Origin of the sequence: Streptomyces sp. NPDC097617 (genome assembly GCF_044761485.1) — a bacterium.
Taxonomy (GTDB): Bacteria; Actinomycetota; Actinomycetes; order Streptomycetales; family Streptomycetaceae; genus Streptomyces.
Genome location: NZ_JBIWCL010000003.1, coordinates 196,597 through 215,129, shown reverse-complemented (window position 1 = coordinate 215,129; position 18,533 = coordinate 196,597). Strand labels below are relative to the sequence as shown.

Here is an 18,533-nt window from a genome sequence, read left to right as displayed (position 1 = left end):
ACCCGCCGCGCGCAAGCGGGGAGCGGCCCGATCGGCCCTTTGCCCCGCCCGGCGCCCTAAACTGACACCTTGCCCGGGCGCGGGACGCCCGCGAGTCGATCAGCAGGGAGCAGGACATTGGGGACCGTGGCACCCGAGCCGACCACAGTCGACACCCGTCCGCCCACCCCCGACGACCGGCCGGCTCCACGCCGCCCGGCCACCCGCCGGACCAGACGCCTGCGCGGCCCCCTGCTGGCCTTCCTGATCGCCGCGGGCGCCTTCTGCGCGGCCTGGGTGGCCCGTGGCACCTTCCCCTTCGGGAACACCGGCCGGGCCCTGAACGACCAGGCCAACCAGTACGTGCCCTTCCACCGGGCGCTGTGGGACCTGGTCCACGGACAGGCCGCCGGCGACCTGCTCTTCACCTGGCGCGGTGGCTACGGACAGCAGTTCCTCTCCGACTTCCACACCTACCTCGGCAACCCGTTCTCCTGGCTGGCCGTCCTCGTCCCCCGCGCCCACGTCGACCTCGCCGTCTTCGCGATCACCCCGCTCACCATGGGCACCGCCGCCGCCGTGATGACCGTGTACCTCGGCAAGCTGCACCCGGGCCCGTGGTGGCAGCGGGGCGCGCTCGGCGCGACGTACGGCCTGTGCGGCTGGGCGCTCAGCGACTCCTCGTACATCCCGATGTGGATGTGGGGCCTGGTCGCCCTCCCCCTGCTCGGCATCGCCGTCGAGTGGTGCCTGGAGGAGCGCCGCTGGCCGGGCGTGGCCCTGCTGGTCGCGCTCGCCTGGTTCGGGAACTTCTACACCGCGATGATGGCCACGATGGCCGCCTGCATCCTGCTGGCCATCCGGATGGCCACCCGCGAGATGACGGCCAGGGACCGGCTGCGCGCCCTGTGGCGGGCCGCGACGGCCACCGGGACCGGCATCCTGCTCACGCTGCCCCTCCTGCTGCCCTCGTTCCTGTCCAGCGGGGCGGCGCAGCCCACGAAGGCCGCCGCCTTCGACCCCGTACGGATCGAGATCTTCCTCGCGGGCATGCTCCCGGCCACGCACCTGTGGGGCGGCCGCCCGCGGCTCTACGTCGCCTCGCTCGGACTGATCCTGGCCCTCGCGTTCCTCCTGAACACCGCCGTCGCGAGGCGGACCCGGCTGGTGTGGGCGACGGCGACGGTGCTCGTGGCCGCCTCCTTCCAGTTCCCGCCCACGCAGTACGTGTGGCACGGGCTGGCGGTGCCGAACGGCAACCCGTACCGCGAGGCCTTCGTCTTCAGCGGGATGGTCGTGATCATGGCCTGGCTGGCCCTGGCCAACCGGCCGCGCCCGCTGCACCTGGCCCTGGTCACGGCCTTCCTGGTCGCCGCCACCTACGCCCTGCGGCAGACCGACGACTTCGGCGGCTGGACCTGGACGGCCGTCCTCGGCGGCGGGTCGGTCTCCCTGCTGGCCCTGGTCCTGCTGCGGCTCGGCGAGAAGCGCCGGTACCTGGTCCCGGTGGCCGCGGCCCTGATGATCGGCGTGGTCTTCGCCGAGTCCACGGTCGCCGCCGCGGGCGCCGACGCCCGCCGGGCCCGCGAGCGCTGGGCCAAGCCGGTCGCCACCTCGAACGCCTCGATCGGCAACCACTTCGACGCCGTGCGGGGCGTGACGGGCTGGCCCGCGTACCGGACCGACTCGGGCGCGCCGCAGAGCGCGTACAACGACGCCCTGGCGCTGCGGGCGGACGGGCCGCAGTCCTACAGCAGTTATCTCCCCGAGGCCACCTACCGGGCGCTGGAGCCCCTGGGATACGGCTTCAAGAACGACGGACGGACCTTCTTCGGCGCCGACAACCCGGTACTCGACGCGATCTTCTCGATCGGCGCGCGGGTCCGCCCGGGGACCGCCCCGAACACCTGGACGGCCGCGAAGTTCCCCGCGCCCCCGCTGGTCACCGTCCGCACCGGCCCCTACACCTCCCCCAACCCGGCGCAGAGCGTCTACGCCCGCCAGGAGAACGTCCTGGGCGCCACCGTCTACCAGGTCCCGCCCGTCACCCGGGGCACGGCCTCCGCCTCCGCCTCCGCCTCCGAGCAGACGTACGCCGCCCAGTGCACCCCCGGCTCCGAGGCGTTCTGGTACTCCCCCGGCCTCTACGGCACGGTCCGCGCCGGCGGCACCCGCATGCCCCTGGAGGACCGGACCACGGGCGTGACCCCGCTGGGCCCCGTCCCCGCCTCGGGCCGGGTCGACGTCACCGTGCAGACCGGCGACAAGGGCGGGGACGCGGGCGAGCACCCGCTCGGCTGCCTGGACCGCCCGGCCCTCGACACGGTCGTACGGCACCTGACCGCCACCGGCGCCACCTCGGTCCGCCCGGGCGGCCACACGATCGAGGCCACCCTCCCCACCACCGCCGGCGGCACGGCCGTCATCGCGACCACCGCCGTGCCGGGCTGGCAGTGCTCGGCCCCCGTGAAGCCCTTCCACGGCCTGCTGGCGGTGGACCTCCCCGCGGGCACGGACGCGTTCTCCTGCACCTTCACCCCGAAGGGCCTCACCCCGGGCCTCGCGGGCGCCGCACTGGCCCTGATGCTCCTCATCGGCGTCAAAACAACCTCCCTGCGCCGCCGCCGGCGCGACTGACCTCTGCCGGGGCGTCCGCGGGGTCTTCCCCGCGGCCGCCCCGGGAACGAAGAAGCCCCCCGCCGCTCCGAGAGGAGCGGCGGGGGGCTTCTTCTTACGAGCTGTCAGCCGTTGTACGGGCCGTAGTCGTAGTCCTCCAGCGGGACAGCCTGGCCGGAGCCGGAGCCGAAGGGCGAGTAGTCGATGTCGTCGTAACCGACGGCCGAGTACATCGCGGCCTTGGCCTCTTCGGTGGGCTCGACCCGGATGTTGCGGTAGCGGGCGAGACCCGTACCGGCCGGGATGAGCTTACCGATGATGACGTTCTCCTTGAGGCCGATCAGGGAGTCGGACTTGGCGTTGATCGCCGCGTCCGTCAGAACCCTGGTCGTCTCCTGGAAGGACGCCGCCGACAGCCACGACTCGGTGGCGAGCGAGGCCTTGGTGATACCCATCAGCTGCGGACGGCCGGAGGCGGGGTGACCGCCCTCGGTGACCACACGACGGTTCTCGGTCTCGAACTTCGACCGCTCGACCAGCTCGCCCGGCAGGAGCTCCGCGTCGCCGGACTCGATGATCGTCACGCGGCGCAGCATCTGCCGAATGATGATCTCGATGTGCTTGTCGTGGATCGACACGCCCTGCGAGTTGTAGACCTTCTGGACTTCGCCGACCAGGTGGACCTGGACGGCACGCTGACCGAGGATGCGCAGCACGTCGTGCGGGTTGGTGGCACCCATGGTGAGCTTCTGGCCCACCTCGACGTGGTCGCCCTCGTGCACGATGACCTTGGCGCGCTTCGAGATCGGGAACGGCGTCTCGTCGCTGCCGTCGTCGGGCGTGATGACGATCTTCTTCGTCTTCTCGGTCTCCTCGATCCGCACGCGGCCGGCGGCCTCGGAGATCGGGGCGACACCCTTCGGGGTACGGGCCTCGAAGAGCTCGACGACACGCGGCAGACCCTGCGTGATGTCGTCACCGGCCACACCACCGGTGTGGAAGGTACGCATCGTCAGCTGGGTACCGGGCTCACCGATGGACTGGGCGGCGATGATGCCGACCGCCTCACCGATGTCGACCAGCTTGCCGGTGGCGAGCGAGCGTCCGTAGCAGAAGGCACAGGTGCCGACCGCGGACTCACAGGTCAGGACCGAACGGGTCTTGACCTCCTCGACGCCGTTGGCGACCAGGGCGTCGATGAGCACGTCACCGAGGTCGACGTTGGCCGGCGCGATGACCTTGCCGTCGATGACGACGTCCTCGGCCAGCATGCGGGCGTAGATCGAGGTCTCGACGTCGTCGGCCTTGCGCAGCGCGCCGTCCTCGCCGCGAACGGCGATCTTCAGCTTCAGACCGCGCTCGGTGCCGCAGTCCTCCTCGCGGATGATCACGTCCTGCGAGACGTCCACCAGACGACGGGTCAGGTAACCCGAGTCGGCGGTACGCAGGGCGGTGTCCGCCAGACCCTTACGGGCACCGTGCGTGGAGATGAAGTACTCCAGAACGGTGAGGCCCTCACGGAAGGACGCCTTGATCGGACGCGGGATGGTCTCGTTCTTCGCGTTCGACACCAGACCACGCATACCGGCGATCTGTCGCATCTGCATCATGTTTCCTCGGGCACCCGAGTCAACCATCATGAAGATGGGGTTCGTCTTGGGGAAGTTCGCGTTCATCGCCTCGGCAACCTCATTGGTCGCCTTGGTCCAGATCGCGATGAGCTCCTGCGTGCGCTCGTCCTTGGTGATCAGACCGCGCTCGTACTGCTTCTGGACCTTCTCGTCCAGCTCCTCGTAGCCCTTGACGATGGCCTTCTTGGCCTCGGGCACGACGACGTCGGAGATGGCCACGGTGACGCCCGAACGGGTCGCCCAGTGGAAGCCGGCCGCCTTCAGGTTGTCGAGCGTCGCCGCCACGATGACCTTGGGGTAGCGCTCCGCCAGGTCGTTGACGATCTCGGAGAGCTGCTTCTTGCCCACCGAGTAGTCGACGAACGGGTAGTCCTCGGGCAGCAGCTCGTTGAAGAGCGCGCGGCCCAGGGTGGTGCGCAGACGGAAGCTGTCGCCCGGCTGGAACTCCTGCTCGCCCTCTTCGCGGACCGGGGGCACCCAGCCGCGCGGCGGGATGGTGCCCACCGGGAAGCGGATGTCGACGGCCGACTGGAGAGCCAGCTCGCTGTTGTCGAACGCCATGGTCGCCTCGGCGGTCGAGCCGAACGCACGGCCCTCGCCCTTGACGTCACGGAGCTCGCCGTCGGTGGTGAGGAAGAACAGACCCAGCACCATGTCCTGGGTCGGCATGGTGACGGGACGACCGTCTGCCGGCTTCAGGATGTTGTTCGAGGACAGCATCAGGATGCGGGCCTCGGCCTGCGCCTCTGCCGAAAGCGGCAGGTGCACGGCCATCTGGTCACCGTCGAAGTCCGCGTTGAACGCGGTGCAGACGAGCGGGTGGATCTGGATGGCCTTGCCTTCGACCAGCTGGGGCTCGAAGGCCTGGATGCCGAGGCGGTGCAGCGTGGGCGCGCGGTTCAGCAGAACCGGGTGCTCGGCGATGACCTCTTCGAGCACGTCGTAGACGACCGTGCGGCCGCGCTCGACCATGCGCTTCGCCGACTTGATGTTCTGCGCGTGGTTCAGGTCGACCAGGCGCTTCATCACGAACGGCTTGAAGAGCTCCAGCGCCATGGCCTTGGGCAGACCACACTGGTGCAGCTTCAGCTGCGGACCGACGACGATCACGGAACGCGCGGAGTAGTCCACGCGCTTACCGAGAAGGTTCTGACGGAATCGACCCTGCTTGCCCTTCAGCATGTCGCTGAGGGACTTCAGGGGACGGTTACCGGGACCGGTCACCGGACGACCACGACGACCGTTGTCGAAGAGGGCGTCCACGGCCTCCTGAAGCATGCGCTTCTCGTTGTTCACGATGATCTCGGGCGCACCGAGGTCCAGGAGACGCTTCAGACGGTTGTTGCGGTTGATCACGCGGCGGTACAGGTCGTTCAGGTCGGAGGTCGCGAAGCGGCCACCGTCCAGCTGCACCATCGGACGCAGGTCCGGCGGGATCACCGGCACGCAGTCCAGAACCATGCCCTTGGGCTTGTTGCTGGTCTGCAGGAACGCGGAGACGACCTTGAGGCGCTTGAGCGCACGGGTCTTCTTCTGGCCCTTGCCGGTACGGATGATCTCGCGGAGGCGCTCGGCCTCCTCGTCGAGGTCGAAGGACTCCAGGCGCTTCTGCAGCGCCGCGGCGCCCATGCAGCCGTCGAAGTACGTGCCGAAGCGGTCACGCAGCTCGCGGTACAGGAGCTCGTCGCCCTCCAGGTCCTGGACCTTGAGGTTCTTGAAGCGGGCCCACACCTCGTCGAGGCGGTCGATCTCGCGCTGGGCGCGGTCACGGAGCTGCTTCATCTCGCGCTCGGCACCTTCGCGCACCTTGCGGCGTACGTCGGCCTTCGCGCCCTCGGCCTCGAGCTCGCCCAGGTCGGTCTCGAGCTTCTTGGCACGGCCTTCGAGGTCCGCGTCACGGCGGTTCTCGATCTGCTGGCGCTCGACGGAGACGTGCGCCTCCAGCGACGGGAGGTCGCGGGTGCGACGCTCGTCGTCGACGAACGTGATCATGTACGCGGCGAAGTAGATGACCTTCTCGAGGTCCTTCGGCGCGAGGTCCAGCAGGTATCCGAGGCGCGACGGGACGCCCTTGAAGTACCAGATGTGGGTGACGGGAGCGGCAAGCTCAATGTGGCCCATCCGCTCACGGCGCACCTTGGCGCGAGTGACCTCGACGCCACAACGCTCACAGATGATGCCCTTGAAGCGGACACGCTTGTACTTACCGCAGTAGCACTCCCAGTCCCGGGTAGGACCGAAGATCTTCTCGCAGAAGAGTCCGTCCTTCTCGGGCTTGAGGGTGCGGTAGTTGATGGTCTCCGGCTTCTTGACCTCGCCGTGCGACCAGGTTCGGATGTCGTCCGCGGTGGCAAGGCCGATCCGCAGCTCGTCGAAGAAGTTGACGTCGAGCACTGTGCGTCAATCCCTCTTTCGGGGTCGAGTCTCAATCATGGTCTGAACGGTCCCGGGGATGACGGGGGGCTCTTGAGCGAGCCCCCCGTCAGGCCCGTCAGACCTCTTCGACGCTGCTCGGCTCGCGCCGGGACAGGTCGATACCGAGCTCCTCCGCCGCGCGGAAGACGTCCTCGTCGGTGTCGCGCATCTCGATGGACATGCCGTCCGAGGACAGCACCTCCACGTTGAGGCAGAGCGACTGCATTTCCTTGATGAGCACCTTGAAGGACTCGGGAATGCCCGGCTCGGGGATGTTCTCGCCCTTGACGATGGCCTCGTAGACCTTCACGCGGCCGGTGACGTCGTCGGACTTGATGGTCAGCAGCTCCTGGAGGGCGTAAGCGGCGCCATAAGCCTCGAGCGCCCACACCTCCATCTCACCGAAGCGCTGGCCACCGAACTGCGCCTTACCACCCAGCGGCTGCTGCGTGATCATCGAGTACGGACCGGTCGACCGAGCGTGGAGCTTGTCGTCGACCAGGTGGTGGAGCTTGAGGATGTACATGTAGCCGATCGAGACCGGCTCCGGGAACGGCTCGCCGGAGCGGCCGTCGAACAGGTGCGCCTTACCGGTCGGCAGGACCAGGCGGTCCCCGTCGCGGTTCGGCAGCGTGTGCTCGAAGAGGCCGGCGAGTTCGTCCTCGCGGGCACCGTCGAACACCGGGGTGGCGACGTTGGTACCGGGCTCGACCCGGTCGGCGCCGATGACCTTCAGTCGCTCGGCCCACTCCTCGGCGACCCCGGAGACGTCCCAGCCGCGACTGGCGAGCCAGCCGAGGTGGATCTCCAGGACCTGTCCCGGGTTCATTCGGGACGGGACACCCAGCGGGTTGAGGATGATGTCGACCGGCGTGCCGTCCTCAAGGAAGGGCATGTCCTCGATCGGAAGGATCTTGGAGATGACACCCTTGTTGCCGTGGCGGCCGGCGAGCTTGTCACCGTCGGTGATCTTGCGCTTCTGGGCGACGTAGACGCGAACCAGCTGGTTCACGCCCGGAGGAAGCTCGTCGCCCTCCTCGCGGTCGAAGACGCGGACACCGATGACCTTGCCGATCTCACCGTGAGGAACCTTGAGCGAGGTGTCACGCACCTCGCGGGCCTTCTCACCGAAGATCGCGCGGAGCAGGCGCTCCTCCGGGGTCAGCTCGGTCTCGCCCTTGGGCGTGACCTTGCCGACCAGGATGTCGCCGGCGACGACGTCCGCACCGATGCGGATGATGCCGCGCTCGTCGAGGTCCGCGAGGACCTCCTCGGAGACGTTCGGGATGTCCCGGGTGATCTCCTCGGGGCCCAGCTTGGTGTCACGGGCGTCGACCTCGTGCTCCTCGATGTGAATCGAGGAGAGGACGTCGTCCTGTACGAGGCGCTGCGACAGGATGATCGCGTCCTCGTAGTTGTGACCTTCCCAGGGCATGAACGCGACGAGCAGGTTCTTGCCGAGGGCCATTTCGCCCTCTTCGGTCGCCGGACCATCGGCGAGCACCTGCGCCTCGACGATGCGGTCACCCTCGTTGACGATGACCTTCTGGTTGACCGAGGTGCCCTGGTTCGAGCGGGAGAACTTGGCGACGCGGTACGTGGTGTACGTGCCGTCGTCGTTGGCGACGGTGATGTAGTCGGCCGAGACCTCCTGGACGACACCGTCCTTCTCCGCCTTGATCGAGTCGCCGGCGTCGACCGCACAGCGGTACTCCATGCCGGTGCCGACGAGCGGGGCCTCCGCCTTGATGAGCGGAACGGCCTGGCGCATCATGTTCGCGCCCATGAGGGCACGGTTGGCGTCGTCGTGCTCCAGGAAGGGGATCATCGCGGTCGCGACGGACACCATCTGGCGCGGGGAGACGTCCATGTAGTCGACGTCGTCGCCGGCGATGTAGTCGATCTCGCCGCCACGACGGCGCACCAGCACGCGGTTCTCGGTGAAGCGCATGTCGTCGGACAGGCCGGCGTTGGCCTGGGCGATGACGAAGCGGTCTTCCTCGTCGGCCGTGAGGTAGTCGACGTCGTCGGTGACGACACCGTCGATGACCTTGCGGTACGGGGTCTCGACGAAACCGAACGCGTTGACGCGACCGTAGGAGGCGAGCGAGCCGATCAGACCGATGTTCGGGCCTTCAGGGGTCTCGATCGGGCACATGCGGCCGTAGTGCGACGGGTGAACGTCTCGGACCTCGAAGCCGGCCCGCTCACGGGACAGACCACCCGGGCCGAGCGCCGACAGACGGCGCTTGTGGGTGAGACCCGACAGCGGGTTGTTCTGGTCCATGAACTGCGACAGCTGGCTGGTGCCGAAGAACTCCTTGATGGAGGCGACGACCGGCCGGATGTTGATCAGGGTCTGCGGCGTGATCGCCTCGACGTCCTGCGTGGTCATCCGCTCGCGGACGACGCGCTCCATACGAGCCAGACCCGTGCGGACCTGGTTCTGGATGAGCTCGCCGACGTTGCGCAGACGACGGTTGCCGAAGTGGTCGATGTCGTCGGTCTCGACGACGATCTCACGGCCGGACTCGCCGGTGGTCTCGGTCTCGCCGGCGTGCAGCTTGACCAGGTACCGGATGGTCGCGATGACGTCGTCGGTGGTGAGAACACCGGCGTCGAGCGGCTCGTCGGCGCCGAGCTTCTTGTTCACCTTGTAGCGGCCGACCTTGGCGAGGTCGTAGCGCTTCGGGTTGAAGTAGAGGTTCTCGAGCAGCGTCTGAGCGGCCTCACGGGTCGGCGGCTCACCCGGACGCAGCTTGCGGTAGATGTCGAGCAGCGCGTCGTCCTGCCCCTGGGTGTGGTCCTTCTCCAGGGTGGCGCGCATGGACTCGTACTCGCCGAACTCCTCGAGGATCTGCTCGGTGGTCCAGCCGAGAGCCTTCAGGAGGACGGTGACGGACTGCTTGCGCTTGCGGTCGATGCGGACACCGACCATGTCGCGCTTGTCGATCTCCATCTCCAGCCAGGCACCCCGGGACGGGATGATCTTGGCGGAGAAGATGTCCTTGTCGGACGTCTTGTCGATCGAGGAGTCGAAGTAGACACCGGGGGAGCGGACAAGCTGCGACACGACGACACGCTCGGTGCCGTTGATGACGAAGGTGCCCTTGTTGGTCATGAGCGGGAAATCGCCCATGAAGACCGTCTGAGACTTGATCTCTCCGGTCTCGTTGTTCGTAAACTCGGCCGTGACGAACAGCGGAGCCGCGTACGTGAAGTCGCGCTCCTTGCACTCGTCGACAGAGTTCTTCGCCGGCTCGAAACGGTGGTCGCGGAAGGTCAGCGACATCGACCCGGAGAAGTCCTCGATCGGCGAGATCTCCTCGAAGATCTCTTCCAGACCGGACTTGGTGGGGACGTCCTGTCCACTCTCAAGCGCCGACTCGACGCGAGACTTCCAGGCGGCATTGCCGAGAAGCCAGTCAAAGCTCTCGGTCTGCAGCGCCAAGAGGTTCGGAACCTCGAGGGGCTCCTTGATCTTTGCAAAGGAGATGCGCAGCGGGGCGGTGCTGGCACCGTTGTTCGTATTGGTCGAGGCGTTGCGCGAGGCGGCCAAGAGGGGGTCCTTCCGAGGGCTCGGACTCACTACGCGCGTACCGGTCCCAGCAGACACAGAAGACAAGCCCCCCAAATCCAACCGAAAAGGCCAGGTCGGGGTGGATCAATCAAGTGTGCTCAAGCGTGGGCATGTCCCTGGCGACGGGCAGGGGACAGCTAACAGGCAGCGCAAAGGGTCAGTGTAGCCACTAGGCTCACTGATGTCCAGACCAGGTCTCCGGAAACCGGCAACAGGCCTTCCCCATGTCGTTCAACACTGCGTCCAACGCTTCGGCCCTCATACACAAAGCGCGTATCAGTACTGCCCTCTTCGTAGTCGATCCATGCCTCGGATCTCGCATCGAGGTGGCCGACCTCTCGACGGGTCTGAGAATTGCGCGCCGCGTCCCGTTCGTCAAGGCCCCCTGCTCCGACCGGATCATCTCAGGACCCTCCCGCGGAGCAACGATGATCACCCTACTCCCCAACGAGACCAGGGCAAGTCAGGCACTACGGGTACGCCAAAGGGCGACCACCCTTACGGGTGATCGCCCTTGGTTGGGGCCCCAGAGGGCCCCAGAGGTGTTACTTGACCTCGACAGCCGCGCCGGCAGCCTTGAGGGACTCGGCGGCCTTCTCAGCGGCCTCCTTGGCGACCTTCTCGAGGACCGGCTTCGGAGCGCCGTCCACGAGGTCCTTGGCCTCCTTCAGACCCAGGGAGGTCAGCTCACGCACGACCTTGATGACCTGGATCTTCTTGTCGCCGGCACCGGTGAGGATGACGTCGAACTCGTCCTGCTCCTCAGCGGCCTCGGGGGCGGCAGCGCCACCGACCGGGGCAGCGGCGACGGCCGCGGCGGCGGTGACGTCGAACTTGTCCTCGAACGCCTTCACGAACTCGGAGAGCTCGATGAGGGTCATCTCCTCGAACTGGGCGAGGAGGTCGTCCTGAGAGAGCTTCGCCATGATGGGCGATCCTTCCACTAATTCGGCAGGTGCCGGATGTATATAGAGGCGGGCGTAACGGCCCGCTGCGACCCACGCACTAGGCGGCGTGGATCAATGCGCGAGCCGAATTACTCGGCACCGCCCTGCTCGGCGAGCTTGACGCGAAGCGCTTCCGCGGTGCGGACGAACTTCGACGGCAGCGCCTGGAAGAGCGAGGCAGCCTGAGACTGCTTGCCCTTGAACGCGCCGGCCAGCTTGCTGAGCAGAACCTCGCGGGACTCGAGGTCCGCAAGCTTCTTGATCTCATCGGCGGTGAGCGCCTTACCATCAAGGACACCCGCCTTGATGATGAGGTTCGGGTTGTCCTTGGCGAAGTCACGCAGGCTCTTCGCCGACTCCACCGGGTCACCGGTGATGAAGGCGACCGCGGTCGGACCAGCGAAGTGCTCGTCCAGCGCGGTGATCCCGGCCTGGTTGGCCGCAATCTTGGTCAGCGTGTTCTTCACCACGGCGTACTGGGCGTTCTCACCAAGGGAGCGACGCAGCGTCTTGAGCTGCGCGACGGTGAGACCCCGGTACTCGGTCAGCACGGCGGCGTTCGAGCTCTGGAACGCGTCCTTGAGCTCGGCTACCGATGCAGCCTTGTTGGGCGTCGGCATGGTGCGTTCGCCTCCTTCCGGGTGATGAGGACCGCTCAGAAGGGGCTGAAATAAGAAACGCCCCGGCGCAGGCGCCAGGGCGTGGCTCAACCGGAACGAATTCCGGGAACCTTCCACAGTCACCTACGCGGGTCGTCCGCATTCAACGGATCCTTCGGCCACCGAACCCTTGCAGGCACGGCAACGACCAGCGGTCTTTGGCTTCTGGAGAAGACTACGTGAAGGGGTGCAGCCGAGGCAAATCGCCTCAGGAGTCGAGGTCCAGGCCGCCCAGTCCGGCGTCCCGGAGCGTCTTGTCGGCCTCCTTCAGGTCCTCGTCGGCCTGCTTGAGCTTGCGGTCGGTCTCCTTCATCACCGCGTCGAAGGCGATGACCTGGTCGGCCGGCGGGGCCTGGATCGGCCCGACCTTGCCGTAGTCGGAGAACGTGGCCGTGGTCTTCGTCGTGCCCTTGCCGTCCGCGCTCACGGTGTCCGCGCGGACCGGGTAGCCGTCCTTGCCGATCCACAGGTCCACCTCGAAGGTGGTGATGTGCTTCACGGACTCGTGGAGGTAGGTGCGGTTCGCCGCCTCCATGGCTTTGGTGGACTCGTCCGCCTTGAGCAGGTCGGCGTTGGTGAAGCTGCCCTTGTAGTGCTCGGCGTCGATGCCGTCGGACGTCTTCCCGGCGCCGACGTGCGTGAGCTGCTCCTGGCCCAGGAGCATGCCGAGGTACTCGGCCGGGTCGTCGTTGAGCCGCACCCCCGGCTTGCCGTCCTTGGCCAGGTTCATGCTCATCCAGGCCTTGCCCTCCAGGGGCTCGCCCTGGTGGGTGTAGACCATGTCGCCGATCATGATCGAGCGGGTGTCGGGCTTCTCGCTCTTGAGGATCACGTCGTGGCTGGACGGGTACCAGCCCCTGGTGCCGGACTGGCCGCTGGTCTGCCGTCGCTCTCGACGATCGACAGCTCCGCCTTGGCGAACCGGGCGGCCACCGTCTTCAGGTAGGACGCCTTGATCGCCTCCACGGGCGAGTGCGCCTTCTCCGCGGCTGCCTTCTCCGCGGCGGCCTTCCCCCCGTCGCCCGCGCCGGTGCCCGCGTCGGCCTTGCCGCCGCCGCAGGCCGTGAGGCCGCCCACGAGCAGTGCGGTGCCCGCCATCGCGATTCCGGCTCGGGTCCGGACAGCCTTGTTCATCTGGTTCTCCCCCAGTGTGGATCTTGTTGCTGAAATGCGTCGTGCTGCTCGGGCGCACGGGGAGGTCAGGCCCCCGCGCCGAGCCCGCCCAGTTCCTTGAGCATCGCGAAGAGGTCGAGGGTCTCGCTCTCCGGCGGGGTCTGCACGGTGGCCGCGGAGCCGTAGTCCGAGTAGTAGGCGTCCATATTCATGGCCCCCTGGGGCATCCCGATGCCCACCTTCATATGGACCGGGTAGCCGTCCTTGTTGAGCCACACGTCCATGTCGTAGCCCTTGATGCCGGCCTTCTTCGTGGCCTCGACGAGCTTGGTGCGCTCGGCCTCCGAAAGCACCTTGGCGGACTCGTTCACCGCGAGCATCTCCTCGAAGCTCACCGTGCCCTTGTAGTGCTCGGCGTCCACACCCTCGACCTTCTCGGCCCCGAGGTGCTTCACGTTCGGCGAGCTGAGCAGCAGGGCGAGCTGCTTGGCCGGGTCCTGGTTCTGGTCCATGGTGCTCATGCCGCTGAGCTTCTTGATCGCCTCGGCGTCGCCGGAGGCCTCCGCGGCAGCGGTGATGTCCAGCTTCATCCAGCGCTTGCCGTCCAGGCCCTCGGACATCGGGGAGTCCTTCGGCACCTCCATGTACATGACGTTGTTCGACATGATCATGCGCATGGAGTCGGCGCCCGCACCCGGGGTGAGCGCGCCCTTCATGGTGATGTCCATGACCTGCGGGTCCCAGCCCTGGGTACCGGTCATCTCCACGGTGCCGCCGCCGCCCAGCGTCGCGGGCATCGACATGGTCATGCGGACCTTGGCCGACTTGGCCGCCGAGGTCTTCTTGTACGCGGCCGCGAGCGCCTCGGTGGCCGAACCGCCGGCCGCGGGCTTGCTCGGCTGCGCGGAAGCCCCGGTCGCGGCCTTGCCCGCGTCGTCCTTCTTGCCGCTCTCGCACGCCGTGGCCCCACCCACGAGCAGTACGGCGGCCAGCGCGGCGCCGATGGTCTTCTTCCGGTACGCGGACACGCGCATCCCCCACCTCTTGATCGATCGCTTGTTCCAGCCGACCTTACGTTCCTGATCGGCGGGATCGCGCCCCGATTAGGACCCATGAGGGGGTATGTGGCCCTCAACACGGAAACGGGCCCCTCGCCGCCCTGTGAAGGGGGCGAGGGGCCCGTTCAGTCGATCGGTGAGCCGTTGGGCTCAGCCGGATCAGACAGCAGCCGGGTCTTCCTCGACGAGGAGGTTCCGGGTGCGGTTGGAGTCCAGCTGGATGCCGGGGCCCATGGTGGTGCTGAGGGCGGCCTTCTTGATGTAGCGGCCCTTCGCGGCGGACGGCTTCAGACGAAGGATCTCGTCCAGGGCCGCGCCGTAGTTCTCGACCAGCTGCTCATCGGAGAAGGAGACCTTGCCGATGATGAAGTGCAGGTTCGAGTGCTTGTCGACGCGGAACTCGATCTTGCCACCCTTGATCTCGGTGACAGCCTTCGCGACGTCCATCGTGACGGTGCCGGTCTTCGGGTTCGGCATGAGGCCACGGGGACCGAGCACGCGGCCGAGGCGGCCGACCTTGCCCATGAGGTCCGGGGTGGCCACAACGGCGTCGAACTCGTTCAGGCGGTTGCCCTTGGCGATCTCGTTGATCAGCTCGTCATCGCCGACGATGTCGGCGCCGGCGGCTTCCGCGGCCGCAGCACGGTCACCGGTCGCGAAGACCAGGACCCGGGCGGTCTTGCCGGTGCCGTGCGGGAGGTTCACGGTGCCACGGACCATCTGGTCGGCCTTGCGCGGGTCGACACCCAGGCGGAAGGCGACCTCGACGGTGCTGTCGAACTTGGTCGCGGAGGTCTCCTTGGCGAGACGGACGGCCTCGAGCGGGGCGTACTGCTTCTCCCGGTCGATCTTGGCGTCCGCAGCGCGGAGAGTCTTGCTGCGCTTCACTTCTGCTCCTGTATTTCGGCTTCAGGCATGGAGTCGTGGTGCGGACCAGCGCTTGGCCCTACCACTGGTGGTGCTGGGGTGGCTGGATCAGCCTTCGACCGTGACGCCCATCGAGCGCGCGGTGCCGGCGATGATCTTCATCGCGGCATCGACGTCGTTGGCGTTCAGGTCGGGCATCTTCAGCTCGGCGATCTCGCGGACCTGGGCGCCGGTGAGCTTGGCGACCTTGGTCTTGTGCGGCTCGCCGGAGCCCTTCTCGATGCCCGCGGCCTTCAGGATCAGGCGCGCGGCCGGCGGAGTCTTGGTGATGAAGGTGAAGGAGCGGTCGTCGTAGACCGTGATCTCCACCGGCACGACCATGCCACGCTGCGACTCGGTCGCGGCGTTGTAGGCCTTGCAGAACTCCATGATGTTGACGCCGTGCTGACCGAGCGCGGGGCCGACCGGCGGAGCCGGGTTGGCCGCACCGGCCTTGATCTGGAGCTTGATAAGCCCCGTGACCTTCTTCTTCTTGGGAGGCATTGCTCTCTCCGGGTCCTAGTGAGAGTTTTTCGCCGCCAATCCGGTCATCCGGATGGAGGCATACCGCACCACGATAACGGGTATCGGAGCGGGGCTGAAAACCGAGCAGGTCAGACCGCCCTTCAGGGGGCAATCTGACCTGTCCGGAAGCGTTGGCTCAGAAGATCGTCAGTTCTTCTGGATCTGGTCGAAGCTCAGCTCGACCGGGGTCTCGCGACCGAAGATCTCGACGAGGCCCTTGACCTTCTTCGAGTCGGGGTTGATCTCGTTGATGGTCGCCTGCAGCGTCGCGAACGGGCCGTCGGTGACGGTGACCGAGTCGCCGACCTCGAAGTCCAGGACCTCGATGGTGCGCTTGACGGAGGGCGCGGGCAGGCCGGCCTCTTCCGCGGCGGCCTTGGCGGCCTTCTCCTGCGCCTCCGGGGCGAGCATCTTGAGGATCTCGTCCAGGGTCAGCGGGTAAGGGTCGTACGCGTTGCCCACGAAGCCGGTGACGCCAGGCGTGTTGCGGACGACGCCCCAGGACTCGTTCGTCAGATCCATGCGAACCAGAACGTAACCGGGCAGCTTGTTCTGCCGGACGTTCTTGCGCTCGCCGTTCTTGATCTGGACGATCTCTTCCTCGGGCACCTCGGCCTGGTAGATGAACTCCTCGACGTTCAGCGAGACGGCGCGCTGCTCCAGGTTGGCCTTCACGCGCTTCTCGTAGCCGGCGTAGGTGTGGATCACGTACCACTCGCCGGGCAGGAGACGCAGCTCCTCGCGCAGGGCCTGGATGGGGTCGACGGGCTCGGCGGGCTCGACCGGAGCGGCCTCTTCCGCCTCTTCGGCCTCTTCCTCGTCGGCCTCGGCGTCGTCAGCAGCCTCTTCGACCTCGGTGTCAGCCTCGGCCTCGACCTCGTCGGACTCGGACTCGACGTGCAGCGCGGCCTCTTCGGCGGCGGCACCCGCCTCGGCGTCGGCGAGCTCGACCTCGTCGGGGTCCACAGCGTCCGCCGCCTCGACGATGTCGAGCTCGTCCTCGACGGACTCGACGGAGTCGTGGCTCGCGTTCAGGTTCGGGTCAGACACGGTGGCTGCTTCTTCCTGGATACAAAAGGTGGTGGAACATGCGAAAACGGGCGACACCATCAAGGCGCCGCCCCCCGCGGGGATCAGCCGAAGACGAACTTGATGGCTTTTTCGAACCCAAAGTCAATCACGGTCACCAGACCGATCATGATGACCACGAAGACAATCACCACGGTGGTGTACGTCGTGAGCTGGTTGCGAGTCGGCCAGACAACCTTGCGGAGTTCCGCGACAATCTGGCGGTAGAAAAGCGCGAGCCGGCCCAGAGGACCCTTCTTGCCGCGCTTGCCGCCCTTGCGGGCCTTCTTCTCGCGCGTCTCGTCCTCGGCGTCAGGCATGTCGATGGAGCCCAGGGCGTCCGTCACGTCTCTCACCTGAATCCGGGTCGTGGCCGTACCGCGCCCGGTTGCGCCGCACGGCGTTGCATCTAAGTACGTACCTGCGCACACACGTCCGAGATGGAGTGTGGAGCAGGGCCGGAGGGACTCGAACCCCCAACCGCTGGTTTTGGAGACCAGTGCTCTACCAATTGAGCTACGACCCTTTGCGTCCCCCAACCTACCGCATCCGAGCGAGTGCACGGAGTGCTCACGCTTTGCGCGGTCGGCGAGGTCCAACGACAGGTGAGTGTACGTGAACCGGGACCTGACGTCGAACAGCACCCGAGCTGACATGCGCCAGTCCGTTGACTGAAACGGTGTGCGGTGCTTCTTTGCCGTCTGGGACGATTGCCCGTATGACCTCTGCAACGCCTTCCTCCGAGCGCCGGGTGTCCGCCCGTATCGGCGCCATTTCCGAGTCCGCCACCCTCGCCGTGGACGCCAAGGCCAAGGCCCTCAAGGCCGCCGGACGCCCGGTGATCGGCTTCGGTGCCGGCGAGCCCGACTTCCCGACCCCGGACTACATCGTCGAGGCCGCGGTCGAGGCCTGCCTCAACCCCAAGTACCACCGCTACACACCGGCCGGCGGTCTGCCCGAGCTCAAGGCCGCGATCGCCGCCAAGACGCTGCGGGACTCCGGCTACGAGGTCGAGGCCTCGCAGATCCTGGTGACCAACGGCGGCAAGCAGGCGATCTACGAGGCCTTCGCGGCCGTCCTGGACCCGGGTGACGAGGTCATCGTCCCGGCTCCGTACTGGACCACCTACCCGGAGTCGATCCGTCTCGCCGGCGGTGTCCCGGTCGAGGTCGTCGCCGACGAGACCACCGGCTACCAGGTCTCCGTCGAGCAGCTGGAGGCCGCGCGCACCGAGCGCACCAAGGTCGTCCTGTTCGTCTCCCCGTCCAACCCGACGGGCGCCGTCTACAGCGAGGCCGACGCCCGCGCGATCGGCGAGTGGGCCGCCGGGCACGGCCTGTGGGTGCTGACGGACGAGATCTACGAGCACCTGGTCTACGGCGACGCGAAGTTCACCTCGCTGCCCGTGCTGGTCCCGGCCCTGCGCGACAAGTGCATCGTCGTCAACGGCGTCGCCAAGACCTACGCGATGACCGGCTGGCGCGTGGGCTGGATCATCGCCCCGCAGGACGTCATCAAGGCCGCGACGAACCTCCAGTCGCACGCCACCTCCAACGTCTCCAACGTGGCCCAGGTCGCGGCGCTCGCCGCCGTCTCGGGCAACCTGGACGCGGTCGCGGAGATGCGGAAGGCCTTCGACCGCCGCCGCCAGACCATGGTCCGGATGCTGAACGAGATCGACGGCGTCCTCTGCCCCACCCCCGAGGGCGCGTTCTACGCGTACCCCTCGGTCAAGGAGCTGCTCGGCAAGGAGATCCGCGGCAAGCGCCCGCAGACCTCCGTCGAGCTCGCGGCCCTGATCCTGGACGAGGTCGAGGTCGCGGTCGTCCCGGGCGAGGCCTTCGGCACCCCCGGCTACCTGCGCCTGTCCTACGCCCTGGGCGACGAGGACCTGGCGGAGGGCGTGTCCCGCATCCAGAAGCTCCTGGCGGAAGCCAAGGCCTGACACCCACCCGAGGCGGCGGCTCCCCTTACACGGGGAGCCGCCGCTTTTTCACCCCCGCCGGCGCTCTTTTCAGCCCCGCCGGCGTTTGCGA

The 18,533-nt window shown here is 67.3% G+C and carries 13 protein-coding genes and 1 tRNA gene; 2 read left to right on the top strand and 12 right to left on the bottom strand.

The genetic code is table 11. From position 1 onward, the window contains the following. Positions 1-126: 126 nt before the first annotated feature. Positions 127-2,616: a YfhO family protein gene (locus ACIQZO_RS07335; protein ID WP_403621462.1), complete on the top strand. Its 2,490-nt coding sequence runs from the start codon at positions 127-129 to the stop codon at positions 2,614-2,616. A 104-nt stretch (positions 2,617-2,720) separates the two neighbouring features. On the opposite strand, the gene ACIQZO_RS07330 is transcribed toward ACIQZO_RS07335, so the two are convergent. The 12 genes from ACIQZO_RS07330 to ACIQZO_RS07275 all read right to left on the bottom strand — a co-directional run bounded on the left by ACIQZO_RS07330 (position 2,721) and on the right by ACIQZO_RS07275 (position 17,023). Continuing rightward, positions 2,721-6,620 carry a DNA-directed RNA polymerase subunit beta' gene (locus ACIQZO_RS07330; protein ID WP_403621459.1) on the bottom strand — a complete coding sequence of 1,300 codons (3,900 nt, stop codon included), beginning with the start codon at positions 6,618-6,620 and terminating at the stop codon, positions 2,721-2,723. A 97-nt stretch (positions 6,621-6,717) separates the two neighbouring features. Beyond that, positions 6,718-10,200, bottom strand: coding sequence for a DNA-directed RNA polymerase subunit beta (rpoB, locus tag ACIQZO_RS07325; protein ID WP_403621456.1), 3,483 nt, complete (start codon positions 10,198-10,200; stop codon positions 6,718-6,720). Positions 10,201-10,766: 566 nt separating this feature from the next. Beyond that, a complete protein-coding gene (rplL, locus tag ACIQZO_RS07320; protein WP_403621453.1) occupies positions 10,767-11,147 on the bottom strand; it encodes a 50S ribosomal protein L7/L12 in 381 nt (126 codons plus the stop codon). Positions 11,148-11,257: 110 nt separating this feature from the next. Next, positions 11,258-11,788, bottom strand: a complete 531-nt coding sequence (gene rplJ, locus ACIQZO_RS07315) for a 50S ribosomal protein L10 (protein WP_030008449.1) — start codon at positions 11,786-11,788, stop codon at positions 11,258-11,260. Positions 11,789-12,035: 247 nt separating this feature from the next. Further along, entirely contained in the window at positions 12,036-12,659 is a 624-nt protein-coding gene (locus ACIQZO_RS07310; protein ID WP_403621450.1) for a hypothetical protein, read from the bottom strand. Further along, positions 12,656-12,961 (bottom strand): hypothetical protein, encoded by a 306-nt coding sequence (locus ACIQZO_RS07305; protein WP_403621447.1) that lies wholly within the window; start codon positions 12,959-12,961, stop codon positions 12,656-12,658. The genes ACIQZO_RS07310 and ACIQZO_RS07305 overlap by 4 nt, the downstream gene beginning before the upstream one ends. 65 nt (positions 12,962-13,026) lie before the next feature. Beyond that, the gene (locus ACIQZO_RS07300) at positions 13,027-13,974 is read right to left on the bottom strand and encodes a hypothetical protein (RefSeq protein WP_403621444.1); all 948 of its coding nucleotides are present in this window, start codon (positions 13,972-13,974) and stop codon (positions 13,027-13,029) included. A 183-nt stretch (positions 13,975-14,157) separates the two neighbouring features. Further along, a complete protein-coding gene (gene rplA / locus ACIQZO_RS07295) occupies positions 14,158-14,886 on the bottom strand; it encodes a 50S ribosomal protein L1 (RefSeq protein ID WP_266996557.1) in 729 nt (242 codons plus the stop codon). A gap of 87 nt (positions 14,887-14,973) precedes the next feature. Continuing rightward, positions 14,974-15,408, bottom strand: coding sequence for a 50S ribosomal protein L11 (gene rplK / locus ACIQZO_RS07290; RefSeq protein ID WP_008739735.1), 435 nt, complete (start codon positions 15,406-15,408; stop codon positions 14,974-14,976). Between the two features lie 168 nt (positions 15,409-15,576). Beyond that, a complete protein-coding gene (nusG, locus tag ACIQZO_RS07285; protein WP_403621441.1) occupies positions 15,577-16,479 on the bottom strand; it encodes a transcription termination/antitermination protein NusG in 903 nt (300 codons plus the stop codon). An 83-nt stretch (positions 16,480-16,562) separates the two neighbouring features. Further along, the gene (secE, locus tag ACIQZO_RS07280; protein WP_030388883.1) at positions 16,563-16,844 is read right to left on the bottom strand and encodes a preprotein translocase subunit SecE; all 282 of its coding nucleotides are present in this window, start codon (positions 16,842-16,844) and stop codon (positions 16,563-16,565) included. A gap of 106 nt (positions 16,845-16,950) precedes the next feature. Next, positions 16,951-17,023 (bottom strand) — tRNA-Trp (locus ACIQZO_RS07275). A 192-nt stretch (positions 17,024-17,215) separates the two neighbouring features. On the opposite strand from ACIQZO_RS07275, the gene ACIQZO_RS07270 reads away from it, so the two are divergent. Next, the gene (locus tag ACIQZO_RS07270) at positions 17,216-18,442 is read left to right on the top strand and encodes a pyridoxal phosphate-dependent aminotransferase (protein ID WP_403621438.1); all 1,227 of its coding nucleotides are present in this window, start codon (positions 17,216-17,218) and stop codon (positions 18,440-18,442) included. The last annotated feature ends 91 nt before the right edge of the window (positions 18,443-18,533 follow it).